This window comes from Chitinophaga sp. 22620, assembly GCF_052044405.1.
In the GTDB taxonomy this organism is placed as follows: Bacteria; Bacteroidota; Bacteroidia; order Chitinophagales; family Chitinophagaceae; genus Chitinophaga.
On the sequence record NZ_JBQEMV010000001.1, the window covers coordinates 485610 to 504150 of the forward strand.

Genomic DNA, 18541 nt, shown 5'->3' on the forward strand with positions numbered 1-18541 from the left:
CCCTTAATGTTAGCTTAATCATACGGTCAGAACTTTGCATCGGAAATTAAAAAGACAGACACCTGCTTATTAAACTGACCCGTTAGAGTTAACTATTAAAATAATTTAATTAACATGAAACACAGTATTGTAAAAGCACCGAAACGAGTACTTACAGCATTAGCACTCATTCTGGGCATTAGCTTACAGGCATCAGCGCAAAATGAAGTATTTGCGCTTGCAAACAACCCCGCAGAAAAAATAACCCATGCCGCAACAGCCCCTGAAGAAGCCAACACGATGATCAAAAGAGGCTGCAAGATAGACGTATTGCAGGAAGGAACTGCAGCTTTACGTTTTCTTGTTCAGGTAGACAATCCCAGCCAGGACAAACTGGTTCTGTACATTAAAGACGGCAACAGCAACACGCTTCATAAAGAAGTGCTGGATGGCAACCCCAGGTTCGTGGGCCGTTTTAACATGGAAAAACTGGAAGACGGCGCTTACACGTTCGAGATCCGCAACGGTAAGAACAAACTGGAAAAATCCGTCGATATTAAAACACAGTTCCTGGTGAACCGCGTGGTATCTGTTGAGTAGCAGGCGCGCACAGGCATAAAAAAAGAGGGTGCATCGCAACGGTGCACCCTCTTTCGTTTCAGGCTGTTCTATTGCAGGTTTGTTCCGGATAACTTCGGCGTCATGGCGTCGTATAAAGTTTCCATCATATTGGCCCGCACATTGAGCGTGGATAATTTGAGATTGGCGCCGCCGTTCGGGCAAACGCGGTTGCTGAGGAAAATAAACGCCAGCTTGTATTGCGGGTCTATCCACACGCAGGTGCCCGTAAACCCGGTATGGCCGTAGGTAAGCAGGGAAGCGCTGCGTGCGGGGTATGGATCCTGGCGCGTTGCATTGTCTTTCTCCGGCTTGTCGAACCCAAGGCCGCGGCGGCTGATCTCCGAATGATAGGCGGAGAACATTTGGATCGTTTCAGGATGGATGTACGATTTCCCGTTATAAGTTCCCCCGTTCAGCAGCATCTGCACCAGCACGCCGAGATCGGTGGCATTGGAGAACAATCCCGCGTGCCCGGCCACCCCGCCGAACATCGCTGCCCCGGGGTCATGCACGTCGCCCCTGATCCATTGCACCCTGAAATTATTTTCGAATTCGGTAGGCACCAGCTGACTGAGCGGCAGGCGGCTGCGCGGCTCAAACCCCGTGGTGATAAGGCCCAGCGGTTCATAAAAAGTTTCACGCACGTAATGGTCCAGGCGTTTACCGGTGACTGCTTCCACGATCTTGCCGAGGAAAATAAAATCGTTGTCGCTGTAAATATACCGGCTGCCTGCGGGTATCAACCTGCTGTCCAGTATCCGGCGGAACATCGTGTCGTTGTACCGAGGATCCATATAGAGGTTTTCCGCAACGCGGAGGCTGTGCAAAGAATCCATGCGGGTGGCGAAAAGCGTGGTATCGGGCCAGCCGTTTTCATAAAGGAACTCCCTGTAAAAAGGAATATAAGAAACCAGGCCGGCCTGGTGCAGCAGCACATCGCGGATCAGGAGATTCTCCTTACCGGAACCGCGCACCCATGGCAGGTAAGTGCCCAGCGTGGAGTCCAGCGATATTTTACCTTCGTCGTACAGGCGCATCACGGATAAAGTGGTAGCGCATATTTTTGTCACTGAAGCGAGGTCGTACACGGAACTGTCTGTCACGGCTTCTTTCCGGCTGTAGTCATAGAACCCGAAGTTTTTATGATAAACCATTTTCCCGTCTTTCATGGCCAGCACCTGGCAACCGGGCGCCGCGCCTTTATAGATCATATCATAGGCCAGTGAATCGATCCTGTTCAGGGTGAAGCTATTCAGGCCTACGGACTCGGGAACGGCCGCTTCCAGCTGGCTGGGGCGCACCTCGGGTTTCAGCGAAGTGATGCCAATGCCGAACTTGAAATTGTTGCACACGGTTACGGGCAGCTTCCCCTTTGGTTCCAGCTTGCCGAATAACACGGCGGCAGCAGCTTTATGGGTCAGGCTATCGTCCTCATACGCGGCAATGATGGTGGGGGCGTCGCAGAAATAACGGATAGCGTAAGGGTTGCCGAATGTGATGGTAGCCGCGGGCATTTCTTCCTGCAGCTGGTTCACGATAGCTTTTTCCGCGCGGTTGATGCCGTAATCGTTCGCGGGCCGGCGGCTGTAGTTCTGCACGGCAATGATCACCGCGTCGTATTGGCTTTTGAGGCGCTTCACCATGGCAGACACCTGGGCTTCAGACTGCCGGGGGCTGAACACGTAAGCATCTACGTCGGCCCTGTGCTGGCGCACCGCGTCAATGAAAGTGTTATTCCCTCCATCAACCCCAACGGCCACCACAGCGAGCTTTTTGTTGCCGATCGTAACCGGCAGCGGGAGAAGGTGATTGTCGTTGCGAAGCAGCGTAATGGCTTCTTCGGAGATCCTTCTCCGCAAAGGCAGCACGGCGGCGTTCAGGTCTTCCGTAATATTTACCGGGTCGATGGGCTGCACATTCGCCAGCCCCAGGTCATACTTGGCGCGCAGCACTTTTTTCACCCTGCGGTACACTTCTGCGCGACTGATAGTTCCTCTTTTGATGGCCGTGGCGATCGCGCTGACGCTGCCTTTGGCGGTAGAGGGCAGCTCCATCAGGTCGTTGCCCGCCAGCAGGCTTTGTAATGATTCCTGCCCATGATTATAATATTTTGAAATGCCTTTCATTTCCAGGGCATCGGTTACGATCAGGCCGTCGAAGCCCATCTTTTTCTGCAACAGGCTGGTAACGGCTTTATAGGAAATGGAAGTGGGCGTATTGGCTTTGCTGTCGATAGCCGGGATGTAAAGATGCGCGATCATGATAGAGCCTACACCCGCTTCTATGGCCCGTTGGAAGGGATACAGCTCCAGCGAATCCAGTTCAGGAATGGTTTTATTGATGGACGGCAGATCGTAGTGGCTGTCCACATCGGTATCGCCATGGCCGGGAAAATGTTTGGCGCAAGCCATCACCCCCGCCTCCTGCATGCCTTTTATCATGGCAACACCCAGGCGGGCCACCTGGTATTTATCTTCCCCGAAAGACCGGTCGTTGATCACCGGGTTGTTGGGATTGTTATTCACGTCCAGCACGGGCGCGAAATTGTATTGAATGCCCATGCGTTTACATTGTTCGCCGATGGCCTTGCCTACCTCGTAGATGAGCGCACTGTCCTGCACAGCGCCGAGCATCAGGTTTCGGGGGAAAGCCATCACGCTGTCCACGAACCGCATGCCGAGGCCCCACTCCCCGTCTGTAGCCACCAGCAGCGGCACTTTGCTGGCTGCCTGGTAACGGTTCACCAGCACGGCCTGCCTTACCGGCCCGCCCTGGAAAGTGACCAAACCGCCCACCTTGTTATTCCGGATATCGTTCAGCACGCTGTTGATATGATCCTGCCCCAGATTGGAATGCATGCGGATCATGATAAGCTGCGCGATCTTTTCTTCGTGGGTCAGGGAGTTAAAAACACTGTCTACCCAGCGGTCTGCCTGGCTTTGAGGTTTTTTCTCTTTCGCGGGCTTATCTTTTTCATGTGATGTGGTTCCCGGTTGTGCATTAGCTGCAAGCAACAGCCCGGAGAGTACTGCTACTAAAAAATGCTTCATCATGCTCTAAACATACAAAATTTTCAAGCTCATTCCGGCGGGGAATTGACTGGCGGCGAACGCATTGCGTTAATTCAACATATATTTATAGCCGGTTGTCATGTGGCTGAATACGTTTTTCAATTCCTCTACCTTTTTTCGGTTTTTATTGAAAGATTTTTATTAATTTTTGCTTATTCTGTAAAAGAATTCATCAATCTGAATATTAATTACCAACTCATTCAATTGTTTGTTATATTTGCACCTTACGTAACGGTCATCCTTAAACCTTTTGAGAGCATATCTGTAGAAGATGGGGACAACCAGGGGCAACTGTAACACTTTTTAAGGCGTAAGTATGTCACTTACGATGAATACATTATCGAAGAACATGGTCAATCTTATTTTATTTGGCCCTCCCGGAAGCGGTAAAGGAACCCAGAGTGCCAACATTATCGAGAAATACGGTCTGCTTCACCTGTCCACCGGCGATCTGCTGCGTTCTGAGATCGCAGGAAAAACGCCTTTGGGTACGGAAGCGCAGAAATTCATAGACCAGGGTTTGCTTGTGCCTGACGAAGTGGTGATCGGCATGATCAGCACCAAGCTGGACGCGAATCCCGAGGCCCGTGGCTTTATTTTCGATGGTTTCCCCCGTACCACGGTGCAGGCGGAAGCGCTGGATAAGCTGCTGTCCCTGAAAAAGACCGGCATTTCCGTGGTACTGAGCCTGGAAGTTCCGGAAGACGAGCTGGTACGCCGCCTGTTGGACCGTGGGCTTACCTCCGGCCGTTCAGACGATGCCAGCGAAGACGTGGTGAAGAAACGCATCGTGGAATACCACAACAAAACCGCTCCCGTGGCCGATCACTACGCTAAATTCGGAAAACTGAAGAAAGTGAAAGGCGAAGGCACCATCGAAAATATTTTCGAGCTGCTGAGCAAAGAAATCGAAGAACTGATGGGGGTTCGCGTTTAACCGGGCGCCCTGAAGCATACATATTGCAACGCAAAGATCATGTAAGGCCAAACTTTACGATCTTTGCGTTTTGCTTTTTACGGGGCTGAAGCCGGGAAAGGGGTCATTTTTCACCCTTACGCTTTTCCTGCCCCTGCCAAAAGCCTTACTGGTGGCGGGAATTATCAGTCACCGGCAGAAAAACCGGCTCCGGGAGCCGGGAGGAGAATTGAATTATGGAGAATTTTGTAGACTACATACGGGTATTTTGTAAATCCGGCCATGGCGGCGCCGGCAGCAGGCATTTTATGCGCACCAAGTTCAAAGCCATGGCGGGCCCCGACGGGGGCGACGGCGGAAGGGGCGGCCACCTCATCCTGCGCGGCAACGCCCAGCTGTGGACCCTTTTGCACCTTCGCTGGTACAAGAACGTACTAGCCGAGAACGGCGAGAACGGCAGCGGCGACAATTGTACAGGCGCCAACGGGAAGGATATTGTAATTGAAGTGCCCCTCGGCACCATTGTTCGTGATGAGGAAACCGGGGAAGTGGAAGCTGAAGTGCTGCGCGACGGGGAAGAGATCATCTTTATGCCCGGTGGCCAGGGCGGCCGCGGCAACGCCTATTTCAAAAGCGCCACGAACCAGGCTCCTGAATACGCCCAGCCCGGCGAACCCGGCCAGGAAGGCTGGAAACTGCTGGAACTCAAAGTGCTGGCTGATGTTGGGCTGGTAGGATTCCCGAACGCGGGCAAATCCACCCTGCTGTCTTCCATCACCGCCGCCAGGCCCAAGATCGCGAATTACGCCTTCACCACCCTCACGCCACAGCTGGGCATGGTGCCCTACCGCGACGATAAATCCTTCTGCATGGCGGATCTTCCCGGCATCATCGAAGGGGCGCATGAAGGGAAAGGCCTGGGCCACCGCTTCCTCCGGCATATAGAACGGAACGCGGTGCTGCTGTTCGTGATCCCGGCGGATAGTCCCGATCACCTGAAAGAATTCAACATCCTCGTGAACGAGCTGGAACAATATAATCCTGAAATGCTGGATAAACAGTTCCTCATCGCCATCAGCAAAAGCGACATGCTGGACGATGAGCTGAAAACCGCTATCTCGGCCGAACTCCCGGAAGATGTGCCGCATGTTTTTATCTCGTCCGTTACCCAGTCGGGCTTGCAGGAGCTGAAAGACATACTCTGGGATGCGCTGATTGCTGAAGTGAATGCGAACCCGGAAGAAGAAACAGAAGAGGAAACGGAATAATGATTTTTCTTCGCGGGTAATACATTGTATTCTTCCCTCGCTTATTTTTGTATGGTTGCCACCCTAGCTCAGTTGGTCAGAGCGGTTGTTTCGTAAATAACAGGTCGTCGGTTCGATCCCGATGGGTGGCTCAAAAAACCTCCTTGTTGCTAAATGCGGCATTGGAGGTTATTTTTTGGGCGTAATTCCGGATAATGGATTGGGCGTCTTTCCAGACAGCATCTTCATCTTTACCGTTGTAATATTTCCGGAACAGCTTTTCTGTTTTTTCGAAGCTCAGGTTATTGAAGTAACAGGTGATCACCTGACGCAGGTATTCCTTCCGTATACCGCCATCCTGGCCGCTCTCAAGCTCAGGAACGTCAAGGCCGCTGAGGTATACAAGGCTTTCTTCCAATATTTTATTCCTGTAATCATAGTCCCTGGAAAACTGCAGTTTGCCTTTGTCGGCTATGAGGTAAATACCCGGTTTATTATTCTTGTAAGGCATCCCGGATACATTGCAGCTGCCGCAGGATTTGTAGGTTTCAACAGCGGCATCGAAATATAGCCGGATGTTGTTCCCGACGATATACATGCCGCCGGTGTGGTCAAAAAATTCTTCATATGCAGGGCTGCTATGCGGCTTCCCCGTTTCCTTTACAATAGCATCCTGGAGATTATGTCTTCGTTTCAGGATAATGTCCCGGTCGGTATACTGCTCCTGGTTGCGGTGAGTGATGGAAATATGCATTTCTTTCGCGCCGTCGTTATCAATGTCTTCCATAGACTGGATATTTGTTGCATTCTCATCATGCCCTAACAGGTCTTCCAGCGAAATACGTGATCCATCCTGCATTTTCACATACGTTAGCTTCTGCACAAGAGACGGTGTTGACATTATATTTTTTGCAGTATCGAATCTCTTGAAATCGAATTCGGGCACGTAAGTTCTCCGGTCATCGAGCGAGAACAGTACCATTTTAATAAAAAAGACGAACAGAATGCCGAGCGACCAACGGGAAATCCTGGCAAACCATGGTTTTACCGGTTCAGGTGGCGGCGTGTATGTCCGCCTTTCCTGCGTTTGCTGGTAAGCATATTGGTCATATGGAGGCTGGTAGGAATGGCCGGCGTTGCTTTGCGTATTACTTTGCTGGTAATAATCCTGCCTTGGCTGGCGGCTATAATATAGCTGCCGGTCGTACCAGTGTTTTTGATCGGGATCAGACAATACTTTGTAGGCGTCCAGGATACCGCGGAATATTTCCTCGCTCTGCTTGTCGCCATTGTTCCGGTCCGGGTGGTAGCGGAGCGACAGCTTGCGGAAGGCGGATTTGATTTCCGGTAGGGATGCGGTTTCAGGGATACCTAATGTCTGGTAATGTGTTGGCATGCTAAAACATGAACGCTAAAGTTAATACATCCATTGTAAATGTCACCGAAAAAGGAGAGGTCCGTTAGACAACGGACCTTCTACTAAACTAACCCAAACAAACGTTTAATGAACGTTTAAAAATCTTTAGAATCGGTACAAGCCTCAGGCCTGTTCTGCCAGCTTTGCTTTGATCTTGGCTTCCACTTCGGTGGCTACCTCGGGATTGTCCAGCAGGAGCTGTTTCACGGCATCGCGGCCCTGGCCCAGTTTGTTGCCTTCGTAGCTGAACCAGCTACCGCTTTTCTGGATAATGCCATATTCCACGCCCATGTCTATCAGCTCACCCACTTTGGATATACCCATTCCGAATATAATGTCGAACTCTGCCTGGCGGAAGGGAGGAGCGACCTTATTTTTAACTACTTTAACTTTTACGCGGTTGCCCACTGCTTCGTCGCCGTCTTTGATCTGGCTCATACGGCGGATATCCAGCCTCACGGAAGCGTAGAATTTCAGGGCGTTACCACCGGTGGTGGTTTCGGGGTTGCCGAACATTACGCCGATCTTTTCACGCAGCTGGTTGATGAATATGCAGCAGCAATTTGTTTTGGAGATCGTGGCAGTCAGCTTACGGAGGGCCTGGCTCATGAGGCGGGCCTGTAAGCCCATTTTGCTTTCACCCATTTCGCCTTCCAGCTCTCCTTTGGGCACCAGGGCGGCCACGGAGTCTATCACCACTACATCTACCGCTCCGGAAAGGATCAGCCTGTCCGCAATTTCCAGCGCCTGCTCGCCATGGTCCGGCTGGGAAACCAGCAGGGAATCCACATCCACTCCCAATTTACGGGCATAGGAGCTGTCAAAGGCGTGTTCCGCATCTATAATGGCACAGATGCCGCCTTTTTTTTGCGCTTCTGCAATAGTATGTATCGCCAAGGTTGTTTTACCGGAAGATTCAGGGCCATATATTTCAACCACCCTGCCTTTGGGAAGGCCGCCGATACCCAGCGCAATGTCCAGCCCCAGGGAACCGGTGGATATGAATTCCAACGGAATGTCGGGCTTTTCGCCCAGCATCATCACGGCACCTTTGCCGAAATCCTTATCGATCTTATCCATTGTAAGGCGGAGGGCCTTCAGTTTATCAGTATTGCCGTTTGACATAATCTTTGAATTAGTAAGTAAGTATTTGTTACAAATTTAATGGTAATGCAAGGTATAATTATTTCCGGTAAAACTCCTAAAATTTTTAGCATTTTTTTCTAAATACTAATTATTATAGCATCCGGTGTTTAAACTTAAATTGGGGTAACACGCAATGGACAATACAAAGGTGCATTCCCCTTACGCAGGGGATATGCGCAGTGAAAAAATATTTTCAGAAAAGGAAAAATCCGCGCTCAGCCTACAATGGCATACGCGATAACCTGTGAAAGAATGCCCACCAGCAGGCCGGTATAGATCTCGCGCGTGGTATGCGCGTCCAGTATCAGCCTTGCCGTTGCGGCCAGCCCCGCAAGCACAAAAGCCAGCGCCAGCGGTACGCTCACGTTCATGCCCATGCCCCACATCAGCACCATCAGGAAACCCAGCACGCCGCCCCAGCCCGTGGTGTGCATGCTGATCTTCACGAAGCTGTTGGCTACGAAACAGACCACCACGGCAATGAAAATGCCGAGGAAAAACGCGTTGAAAAAGCCGGGGGTAACGCCCTGGCGTTTGAAGGTATAGAACACCCAGAAGTAGAAGATCGTGGTCGCGACATAAGGAATGATCCTGTCCATGCGGTTTTCCAGCTGCACGCTGTTAACGAAACCCAGCAATTTGGACAATACCACCGCCAGCAAAGGAAACAGCAGGCTGCCCACGCCTACACGCAAATACAGCACGTCGAACGGGAACCGGAAGCTGTTGTGCTTAAATGCCATGAAGTATTCCGGCAGCGCGGTAACCACTATAAAAGTGATGAGCAGGGGAATGAATAAAGGATGCAGCAAATATGAAAATACTGTTGCTGCGGCCCGTAATGCGGGCGGAAAGGTGACGGACGGTTTCTGCTCTTCCATGAAAATTTGTAATGATTATAATTCCTTGCGTAAACGCGCAACGGGTATGTTCAGCTGCTCGCGGTATTTGGCCACGGTGCGGCGCGCAATGTTGTAACCTTTGTCCTGCAGCATCTTCGTAAGGTTCTCGTCGCTGAGCGGCTTGCGTTTGTTTTCGCCGCCGATCATGTCGGACAGGATCTTTTTTACCTCGCGCGTGCTTACTTCCTCGCCGCTGTCTGTAGACAATGATTCGGAGAAGAAGAACTTGAGCTTGAATGTACCGAACTCTGTCTGCACATATTTACTGTTGGCCACGCGGCTCACTGTAGAAATGTCCAGCTGGGTGATGTCCGCAATGTCCTTCAGGATCATGGGTTTCATGGTGGTTTCGTCGCCGGTGAGGAAGAACTCGTGCTGGTAGCTCATAATGGCCTCCATGGTGCTCAGCAGCGTATGCTGGCGCTGCTTGATGGCGTCTATGAACCATTTGGCCGCGTCTATCTTCTGTTTGATGAACAGTACGGCCTCTTTCTGGCGTTTATCTTTTTTATCCCCGCGGTCGTATTCCTTCAGCATTTCGCGGTAACCTTCGGAAATACGCAGGTCCGGCGCGTTCTTGCTATTGAGGGACAGTTCCAGCTTGCCGTTGTTGTTAAGTATGAAGAAGTCCGGGATCACATAGCTCTCGGCTTTGTTCATCAGGCTGTAATTGCCGCCCGGCTTGGGGTTGAGCTTGATGATCTGGCCAATGGCCTCGCGCAGGTCTTCGTCTGACAGGTTGAGCGAGCGCTGGATCTTTTCGTAGTGTTTTTTGGTGAACTCGTCGAAATAATTGTCGAGTATCTCGATGGCGGTCTGCACGCCCGGATCGTCGGGGTTCTTCCGTTTGAGCTGCAGCAGCAGGCATTCTTTCAGGTCCGCACAGCAAACGCCGGCGGGGTCGAAGGTCTGGATAAGCTTGATGAGCAGCCTGATCTCGTCTTCCTCCGCCTGTATATTCTGTGAAAATGAAAGATCGTCTACAATGGCGCTGGTTTCGCGGCGCAGGTACCCGTCGTCGTCTATGCTGCCAATGATCTGCTCCGCGATGCGGCGCTGGCGGTCGTCCAGCGTTTGCAGGCCCAGCTGGCTGAGCAGGTGATCGTGAAAGGTGGTTTCAACGCGAACGGGAATGGTGCGGGATTCGTCGGGGTCGGGATAATTATCGTCCCGCAGCTTATAATCCGCAATGTCATCGTCGCCTTCTGAAACGTATTCGGAGATATCGATGTTGTCGTATTCGTTTTCGCTGCCATCCGGTTCAAATTCGTCCTCGGTATTGGCTTCAAATTCTTCGGTATTGTCTTTCGTGAGCTCGTCTTCCTGGCCGTCTTCGCTGTACTCAAGGGCGGGGTTTTCTTCCAGTTCCTCTTTGATCCTTTCTTCCAGGTTGGCAGTAGGCACCTGCAACAGTTTCATGAGCTGAATCTGTTGGGGTGACAACTTCTGTAATAATTTCTGTTGTTGCGTTTGCTTTAACATGGTTCGTTCCTTTTTACCACCTTTCCTCCTCGTCCAGGCTAAGCTGGTCTGGCAATAAGCGGAACGTCCTGCGGTGATAGGGCGTGTCGCCGTGGGCCCGGATCGCATCCCGGTGATGCCTGGTCGGATAACCTTTGTTCTCCTTCCATCCGTATTGCGGGAACTGCTCGTGCAGTCCCTGCATGTATTCGTCCCGGTAAGTTTTTGCCAGCACAGATGCTGCTGCTATGGATGCATATTTTCCGTCGCCCTGTATGATGCAGGTATGCGGGATGTCGCCATAGGGATGAAAACGGTTCCCATCAATGAGTAACATTTGGGGCTGTAGCGATAATCGTGCCAAAGCTTCGTGCATGGCCTTGAATGAGGCTTTCAGGATATTGATCTTGTCAATTTCCACGTTGCACACGCTGGCCACCGCAAACGACACGGCCTCCCGTTCTATCACCACCCGTAAAACGTTCCTTTCGTCTTCCGTCAGCTGTTTTGAATCATTCAGAAGAGGGTGCCGGAAGGTTCTCGGCAAAATCACCGCCGCCGCAAACACGGGTCCTGCGAGGCAGCCTCTCCCGGCTTCATCGCAACCCGCTTCCGTTAATACATCCTGGTAATATGGCAGCAACAAGTTAACTGATTTTGTTGGCGCTAAAATTACAAAAACCGGCGGAATGATTCCGCAATTGATAAAAATCATCCATCACGGGCGGGATTTACCCTTATTTTTGCAGGGTTTATGGAAATGCAGCAAAATAAAGGAAACCGGGCCATCGTCATCTGGCTTTTTACCGGGGTGGCCATGATCATTGTACAGGTGCTCCTGGGCGGCATCACCCGCCTCACGGGCTCCGGCCTGAGCATTACGGAATGGAAGCCCATCCTGGGCGCGCTCCCTCCCATGAATGAAGCCGCCTGGCAGGCCGCTTTTGAAAAATACCAGCAGATCGGCCAGTCTAAATACATCAACAGCCACTTCACGCTGTCCGATTTTAAATGGATCTATTTCTGGGAATGGCTGCACCGCAACTGGGCCCGCCTGATCGGTGTGGTCTTTTTCGTGCCTTTCGTCTGGTTCATCATCAAAAAGAAAATAGACCGCGGCATGATCAACCCCATGATCGTGCTTTTCCTGCTCGGCGCCCTACAGGGGCTTATCGGCTGGATCATGGTGAAAAGCGGGCTGAACGAGGAAAACCTTTACGTTTCCCATATTCGTTTAGCCATTCACTTTATGGCCGCGCTGGGACTTCTCTGGTACGTGCTCTGGTTCGCTCTGAAGCTGAGCGTGCCCGCATCCGCCATGGTACAGGCGCCCGGGCTGCGTAAACTCTCCGGCTGGATCCTCGGGCTGCTCGTGCTCCAGCTGATCTACGGCGCTTTCATGGCCGGGCTTCACGCCGCGCTGGCCGCCACTACCTGGCCTTCCATCAACGGCGCCTTTGTGCCGTCAGGCATGCTTTCGCAGGGCGGGTTCCTCGAAGATATCACCCACAACCAGATCACCATCCAGTTCATCCACCGCAGCCTGGCGTACCTGCTCACGCTGCTGATCGCCGCATGGTACCTGCGCTCCGCCAAACTGCCGCAGCTGGCCACCGTGCGTGCGCTTGCCCTGCTGGTTGTGCTGCTGCAGGTCTTTTTAGGCGTGCTCACCGTGATGAACAGCGAGGTGAAAATCCCGCTGGGCTTCGCGCTGGCACACCAGTTCACCGGCATGGCGCTGCTCATGGTAATGATCTGGGGGCGCTTCGTTACTCCGCGCCCAAATCACATTTAATTTATTTTTAATTTTACATTGCGGATATTTGCCTTAATTTAAGGTGGTGAAAAGATTCTGGTTACGATTTTTCTACTCCTTCCCTATTCAGCTGCTGTTGCTGCACTTCCGCAAGTACCAGGTTCTGCTGATCTTCTGGGCCATATTGTTCAGCACCATCAACGGCGGCTTTGCCAAAACGTTTGGCGGTGATGCGCTGTTCCTTGCGCCGGAATACCTGGGAAGGGTGAATTTCTACAGCACTACGGTGACCGGCGTGGCCACCGCCATCTTCACCATGAGCTGGAATATCACCACTTTTATCCTTCACAGCGGCCGGTTCAAATTCCTGGCTACCACCTCGCAGCCTTTTTCGCGCTACTGCCTGAACAACGCCGTCATTCCCGGCATTTTCCTTATCATGCTGCTATGGCGCGGCTGGCAATACCAGCGCTGGCAGGAACTGAACTCCGTTCCCCAGATACTTCTGCTGGCGGAAGGTTTTATCTGCGGCTATCTCGCAGTTATTTTCTTTTCCTTCTTTTATTTTTTCAACGCGGACAAAAACATCGGGCGGCGGCTGATGAAAAAATTCGGCAACCCGCGCAATTTTCTCCGCACAGTGCTCAAACCGAACCAGGAAAGAGACGAGAACGCATTGCCCGTGTACAGCTACTTTTCCAGTCCCTGGCGTATCCGCCGCGCGAGGAATGTGGACCACTACAACAAACATTACCTGGATAATATCTTCCGCCAGCACCACTTTGCGGCGATGATCACCATCGGGCTGGCGCTGGTGTTCCTTGTTATTATGGCTTACCTGATGGACTACAACGCCTTCCGCATACCGGCCGGCGCCAGCGTGCTCATTTTCTTTGCCTTCCTGATCGGCGTGGCCGGCGCTTACGCCTACCTGCTGGAAAGCTGGGCCATCCCGGTGCTGGTGTTCCTTGTTGTGGGGCTGAACTGGATGGTGAAGAACCAGTGGATAGACAACCGCAATAAAGCCTACGGCCTCAACTATCTCGATAAAAAAGACCGTCCCGCATACAGCCTGCAAAGCCTCCAGGATTTTTTCACCCAGGCCCGCAGCGATGCGGACCGGAAAAATACCCTGGAGATACTGGAGAACTGGAAAGCGAAATTTCCGCCGGGCTCCAAGCCGCCTATCATCATCATCAACACCAGCGGGGGCGGCAGCCGTTCCGCCGCATGGACCATGAACGTGCTGCAGCGGTACGACAGCCTGCTGAAAGGTAAATTGCTGAAACATACTTTCCTCATGACCGGCGCATCCGGGGGCATGCTGGGCGCCGCATATTTCCGCGAGCTGTACCTCCGCCAGCAGGAAGGGAAGATGCCCGCGCCGGCAAAATTGTACGACAGCCTGTATTGCGAAAAGATCTCCCGCGATCTGTTGAATTCCGTGTTCAGTTCCTTTGCAGTGAATGATTTCATTACCCCTTTCCGGCATTTTAAGATCGGGAAGAATTCATATGCAAAAGACCGCGGCTACGCTTTCGAAATGCAGCTGAACCTTAATACGGACAACGTTCTGAACAAAACCATCGGCGACTATAAACAACCCGAATACGAAGCCAGGATACCTATGCTGGTATGGTGCGCCACCATTAATGCGGACGGGCGCAGGCTGTTTATGAGCCCGCAGCCGGTGAGTTACCTCTGCGCGGCCGATTACCGCTACCCAACCCGCGCCGTACGGGATGTGGACGGGGTGGACTTCAGCCAGTTCTTCGCCAACCAGCACGCCAGCGAACTGCGCGTTACCAGCGCCATCCGCATGAGCGCCACGTTCCCCTACGTATTGCCCAACGTGTTCCTTCCCAGCAATCCTATTGTGGACGTGATGGATGCCGGCATCCGCGATAATTTCGGGCAGGAGACCAGCGTCCGTTTCCTTTATACTTTCCGTGAGTGGATCAATGAAAATACCGGCGGGGTGATATTCCTGCAGATCAGGGATACGCGCAAGAACGACATATCGCCCATCAAGCAGCAGAAAGACCTCGGCGACCTGATCTTTGAACCGCTTTTTACCATGCAGGCGCACTGGATGAGCATGCAGGATTTCCACCAGGACCAGCTGGTAAATTATATTGAAGCCTATTTTCCCAATAAATTCAAGCGGCTGATCTTTCAATACGTACCGCAACAGGTGGAAAAGGCCGCCGCGCTGAGCTGGCATCTTACGCCGCGCGAGAAACTGGATATTGCCCGGGCTTTGGACAATCCCGGCAATCAGCAGGCGTTTGGCCAGCTGAATGAAGCGCTGATGGGCGCGCTTTCGCAGCAACAGTAGCGCTAAGTGATTGATTTTTAATTACTATTGCATTATTTGTCTGCCTTCTGACATTTCACAGTTATTTAAGGTATCCCTACACCGAATTCCCCTTAATATTCGTACCTTTGCGCCTTCATTTGGAGCTGCCCGGAAAAATAATCCCCCGGAAGGTCTTCAAAATGCGGCTAAATCACACATTGTCATGCAAATTAGAAACATCGCCATTATCGCGCACGTAGACCACGGTAAAACTACCCTGGTGGATAAAATCCTTCACTCTACAAACGTTTTCCGGGCCAACCAGGAAACCGGGGACCTGATCATGGACAACAACGACCTGGAAAGGGAACGTGGTATCACCATCCTCAGCAAAAACGTATCCGTAGAATATAAAGGAGTAAAGATCAACGTGATAGACACTCCGGGCCACGCCGACTTCGGTGGCGAGGTGGAGCGTGTATTAAAAATGGCCGATGGCGTGATCCTGCTTGTGGATGCCTTTGAAGGCCCCATGCCGCAGACCCGCTTCGTACTGCAGAAAGCGCTCCAGCTGAACCTGAAACCCATCGTGGTGATCAATAAGGTGGATAAAGCCAACTGCCGTCCCGATGAAGTGCATGACGCCGTATTTGAACTGTTCTTTAACCTGGACGCTACCGAAGAACAGCTGAACTTCCCGACCTATTACGGTTCCGGCAAGAACGGCTGGTTCAACGATTCGCTGGAGCCCCGCGAAGACATCATCCCCCTGCTCGACGGTATCCTTACCCACGTTCCCGAGCCTAAAGTAAGCGAAGGAACCCTGCAGCTGCAGATCACTTCCCTCGATTACTCTACTTTCCTGGGCCGTATCGCCGTAGGCAAGGTTACCCGCGGCAAGATCGCAGAAAACCAGCCTATCAGCCTGGTTCAGGTAGATGGCTCCATTAAAAAGACCCGCGTACGTGAATTATATATATTCGAATCGCTTGGTAAAAAACGTGTGCAGGAAGTGATGGCCGGTGACATTTGCGCTGTAGTAGGTATCGAAGATTTCGGTATCGGCGACACCATCGCTGATTTCGAAAACCCTGAAGCATTACCGGTTATCAGCGTAGACGAACCGACGATGAACATGCTGTTCAGCATCAATAACTCTCCCTTCTTTGGTAAAGACGGCAAGTTCGTGACCTCCCGTCACCTGCGCGACCGCCTGATGAAAGAAACCGAGAAGAACCTGGCACTGCGTGTACACGATACAGAAGCTGCGGACAGCTTCATGGTATACGGCCGCGGGATCCTTCACTTGGGCGTGCTGGTAGAAACCATGCGCCGCGAAGGATATGAGCTGACCGTAGGCCAGCCGCAGGTAATAACAAAGATCATCGACGGCAAAAAGAGCGAACCGTTTGAAATCCTCGTGGTAGACGTTCCGCAGGAATTTGCTTCCAAAGTGATTGACCTGGTGACCCGCCGCAGAGGTGAAATGCTGATCATGGAAACCAAAGGTGAAATGCAGCACCTGGAATTCGAGATCCCTTCCCGTGGTTTGATCGGCCTGCGTACGCAGATGCTGACCAACACTGCCGGTGAAGCTGTAATGGCGCACCGCTTTAATGACTACAAACCCTGGAAAGGCCCTATCCCCGGCCGTAACAACGGTGTTCTCGTAGCCAAGGAAGCCGGTACCACTACCGGTTATTCCCTCGACAAACTGCAGGACAGGGGTTCATTCTTCGTGGATCCGGGAGAAGAGGTTTACAGAGGCATGATCATCGGTGAGAACAACAAACCCGGCGACCTGGTGGTGAATCCCAATGAAGGCAAAAAATTGACCAACATGCGCGCAAGCGGTACCGATGGTGCTGCCAACATTGCGCCTAAAATACTGATGACGCTTGAAGAATGCATGGAATACATCCAGCAGGACGAGTGCATCGAAGTAACGCCCAACCACATCCGTATGCGTAAAACCATCCTGGACGAAGAAGAAAGGAAGAAGTATCAGAAGATGCTGAAGGCAGAAGAGGTTGGCTGAGATAGGTAGATTCAGACAAAAGGATAATGAAAACGTCCCGGCTGGCCGGGACGTTTTTTTATGCCTTACATCCCCGGAAGGCCCATGCCGCCCAGCATGCCGCCGGCGACATTTTTCATTTCAGCTTCCCAGGCGTTCTCCGCATTTTTGAGGGCGCGGTTCAAAGCGGTGATCAGCAAATCTTCCAGCTCTTCTTTCCTTTCCGTACTCAATAAAGCCGGGGCTATTTCCAGGCTCTGCACTTCGCGGGCGCCCGTTACCAGCACCTTTACTGCGCCATTGCCCGCTTCGCCTTCAACAGTGATAAGTTTGAGGCGCTCTTTGCTGTCGTTCATTTTCTGCTGCGCTTCCTGCAGCTTTCCGAACAAGTCTCCGAACATATTTCCAGGTTTTCCGCAAAGATATATATTTCCTCCGCGGCGCCGGATTACGTATCTTGGCACCCTATGATCACCACTTCAGTTTGTATAATAGGAGCAGGACCCGGAGGCGCCACCACGGCGCTCCAGCTGGACAGGCTGGGCATCCCCTGCGTGGTTGTGGACAAGGCCGTGTTCCCCCGCGATAAAGTGTGCGGCGACGGGCTCAGCGGCAAAGTAATTACCGGTCTTGAAAAGATCGACAAAGGGATCGCGGAGCGGCTCAGGGCCTTTTCAGAAAAAGAGAACAGCTGGGGCGTTACTTTTGTTTCCCCCGGCCGCCAAGGCATGGATGTGCCTTACAAGCCCAATTACAACAAGCAGGCTGACGCGCCGCTCGGTTTCGTTTGCAAGCGCATCCATTTCGATAATTTCATGGTGGAAGAGCTGAAGCGCAGCCCGAACGTACAGCTTTTTGAAGGCGTTACCATCGATAAATATTCCCTGGAAGAAGACGGCTACACCGTCCGCAACAATGCCGGCGATTTCGTGGTGAAAGCGAAGCTGCTCATCATTGCCAACGGCGCGCATTCTTCTTTCACGAAGGACGTTGCCGGCATCCGTATGGAGCCGAAGTATTACGCGGCGGGCATCCGGGCTTATTACAAAGGAGTGAAGGGCACGCATCAGGACAGTTTCATTGAACTGCATTTCCTGAAAAACCTGCTGCCCGGCTACCTCTGGATCTTTCCGCTGCCCAACGGCGAAGCCAATGTGGGCATGGATATGCTGAGCGACGCCGTGCGCGACCGCAAGGTGAACCTCAAACAATTGCTCACCGAAACGCTGCAGCAGGATCCCGTTTTCGCAGAACGTTTCCGCGATGCGGAAATGACCAGCAGCCTGGATGGTTACGGCCTGCCGCTGGGTTCCAAAAAACGCCGCCTTTCCGGCAACCGCTATATGCTGGTGGGAGATGCGGCGTACATCATCGATCCGTTCACCGGCGAAGGCATAGGCAACGCCATTTACACCGGGGCTATTGCCGCAAAACAGGCAGCAGCCTGCCTGGAAGCGGATAATTTCAGCGAAGAGGTAATGATGGCATACGACGAAAGCGTGTACCGCGTGCTGGGCCCGGAGCTGAAGCTCAGTTACAAATTGCAGCAGCTGGTAAAATACCCGCGGCTGTTCAACTGGCTCATGAAAATGGGCATGCGCAACAAGCAGCTCCGGGACGTGATCTCCAGCATGTTCTACGAAGTGGACCTGCGGAAAAAACTGACCAAACCGTCTTTTTACGTTAAACTTTTACTGAACCGGTAATTA

15 protein-coding genes and 1 tRNA gene are annotated in these 18541 nt (G+C 52.1%); 9 read left to right on the forward strand and 7 right to left on the reverse strand.

The annotated features are described in order from the left end of the window. Positions 1-114: 114 nt before the first annotated feature. Complete coding sequence (locus ACTJIK_RS02045) at positions 115-579, forward strand: hypothetical protein (protein ID WP_440644603.1); 465 nt, start codon at positions 115-117, stop codon at positions 577-579. A gap of 68 nt (positions 580-647) precedes the next feature. Here ACTJIK_RS02045 and ACTJIK_RS02050 read toward each other — a convergent pair whose 3' ends face one another. Further along, a complete protein-coding gene (locus tag ACTJIK_RS02050) occupies positions 648-3653 on the reverse strand; it encodes a glycoside hydrolase family 3 N-terminal domain-containing protein (RefSeq protein ID WP_440644605.1) in 3006 nt (1001 codons plus the stop codon). Between ACTJIK_RS02050 and ACTJIK_RS02055 the strand changes: the two genes are divergently transcribed. The 4 genes from ACTJIK_RS02055 (at position 3642) to ACTJIK_RS02070 (ending at position 5986) form a co-directional block, all read left to right on the forward strand. Continuing rightward, positions 3642-3968, forward strand: a complete 327-nt coding sequence (locus ACTJIK_RS02055; RefSeq protein WP_440644606.1) for a hypothetical protein — start codon at positions 3642-3644, stop codon at positions 3966-3968. The genes ACTJIK_RS02050 and ACTJIK_RS02055 overlap by 12 nt on opposite strands. A 31-nt stretch (positions 3969-3999) precedes the next feature. Continuing rightward, positions 4000-4608: an adenylate kinase gene (locus ACTJIK_RS02060; protein WP_440644607.1), complete on the forward strand. Its 609-nt coding sequence runs from the start codon at positions 4000-4002 to the stop codon at positions 4606-4608. A 215-nt stretch (positions 4609-4823) separates the two neighbouring features. Beyond that, the gene (gene obgE / locus ACTJIK_RS02065; RefSeq protein ID WP_440644608.1) at positions 4824-5855 is read left to right on the forward strand and encodes a GTPase ObgE; all 1032 of its coding nucleotides are present in this window, start codon (positions 4824-4826) and stop codon (positions 5853-5855) included. A 57-nt stretch (positions 5856-5912) separates the two neighbouring features. Further along, a tRNA-Thr gene (locus tag ACTJIK_RS02070) sits at positions 5913-5986 on the forward strand. Here ACTJIK_RS02070 and ACTJIK_RS02075 read toward each other — a convergent pair. The 5 genes from ACTJIK_RS02075 to ACTJIK_RS02095 form a co-directional block, all read right to left on the reverse strand. Continuing rightward, the gene (locus tag ACTJIK_RS02075; RefSeq protein ID WP_440644609.1) at positions 5986-7230 is read right to left on the reverse strand and encodes a DnaJ domain-containing protein; all 1245 of its coding nucleotides are present in this window, start codon (positions 7228-7230) and stop codon (positions 5986-5988) included. The genes ACTJIK_RS02070 and ACTJIK_RS02075 overlap by 1 nt on opposite strands. A gap of 144 nt (positions 7231-7374) precedes the next feature. Beyond that, positions 7375-8376, reverse strand: a complete 1002-nt coding sequence (gene recA / locus ACTJIK_RS02080; protein ID WP_440644611.1) for a recombinase RecA — start codon at positions 8374-8376, stop codon at positions 7375-7377. Positions 8377-8612: 236 nt separating this feature from the next. Beyond that, positions 8613-9278 carry a hypothetical protein gene (locus tag ACTJIK_RS02085; protein ID WP_440644613.1) on the reverse strand — a complete coding sequence of 222 codons (666 nt, stop codon included), beginning with the start codon at positions 9276-9278 and terminating at the stop codon, positions 8613-8615. 15 nt (positions 9279-9293) lie between these two features. After that, entirely contained in the window at positions 9294-10718 is a 1425-nt protein-coding gene (gene rpoN / locus ACTJIK_RS02090) for an RNA polymerase factor sigma-54 (protein ID WP_440644614.1), read from the reverse strand. Between the two features lie 76 nt (positions 10719-10794). Then, entirely contained in the window at positions 10795-11406 is a 612-nt protein-coding gene (locus tag ACTJIK_RS02095) for a ribonuclease HII (protein ID WP_440644615.1), read from the reverse strand. Positions 11407-11514: 108 nt separating this feature from the next. Between ACTJIK_RS02095 and ACTJIK_RS02100 the strand changes: the two genes are divergently transcribed. The 3 genes from ACTJIK_RS02100 (at position 11515) to typA (ending at position 16853) form a co-directional block, all read left to right on the forward strand. Then, a complete protein-coding gene (locus ACTJIK_RS02100) occupies positions 11515-12555 on the forward strand; it encodes a COX15/CtaA family protein (protein WP_440644616.1) in 1041 nt (346 codons plus the stop codon). Between the two features lie 46 nt (positions 12556-12601). After that, positions 12602-14854 carry a patatin-like phospholipase family protein gene (locus tag ACTJIK_RS02105; protein ID WP_440644617.1) on the forward strand — a complete coding sequence of 751 codons (2253 nt, stop codon included), beginning with the start codon at positions 12602-12604 and terminating at the stop codon, positions 14852-14854. Positions 14855-15038: 184 nt separating this feature from the next. Next, on the forward strand, positions 15039-16853 hold the full coding sequence (typA, locus tag ACTJIK_RS02110) for a translational GTPase TypA (RefSeq protein WP_440644618.1): 1815 nt from the start codon (positions 15039-15041) through the stop codon (positions 16851-16853). A gap of 65 nt (positions 16854-16918) precedes the next feature. Here typA and ACTJIK_RS02115 read toward each other — a convergent pair whose 3' ends face one another. Continuing rightward, the gene (locus ACTJIK_RS02115) at positions 16919-17233 is read right to left on the reverse strand and encodes a YbaB/EbfC family nucleoid-associated protein (RefSeq protein ID WP_440644619.1); all 315 of its coding nucleotides are present in this window, start codon (positions 17231-17233) and stop codon (positions 16919-16921) included. 66 nt (positions 17234-17299) lie between these two features. On the opposite strand from ACTJIK_RS02115, the gene ACTJIK_RS02120 reads away from it, so the two are divergent. Continuing rightward, positions 17300-18538 (forward strand): NAD(P)/FAD-dependent oxidoreductase, encoded by a 1239-nt coding sequence (locus ACTJIK_RS02120; RefSeq protein ID WP_440644620.1) that lies wholly within the window; start codon positions 17300-17302, stop codon positions 18536-18538. Positions 18539-18541: the final 3 nt, after the last annotated feature.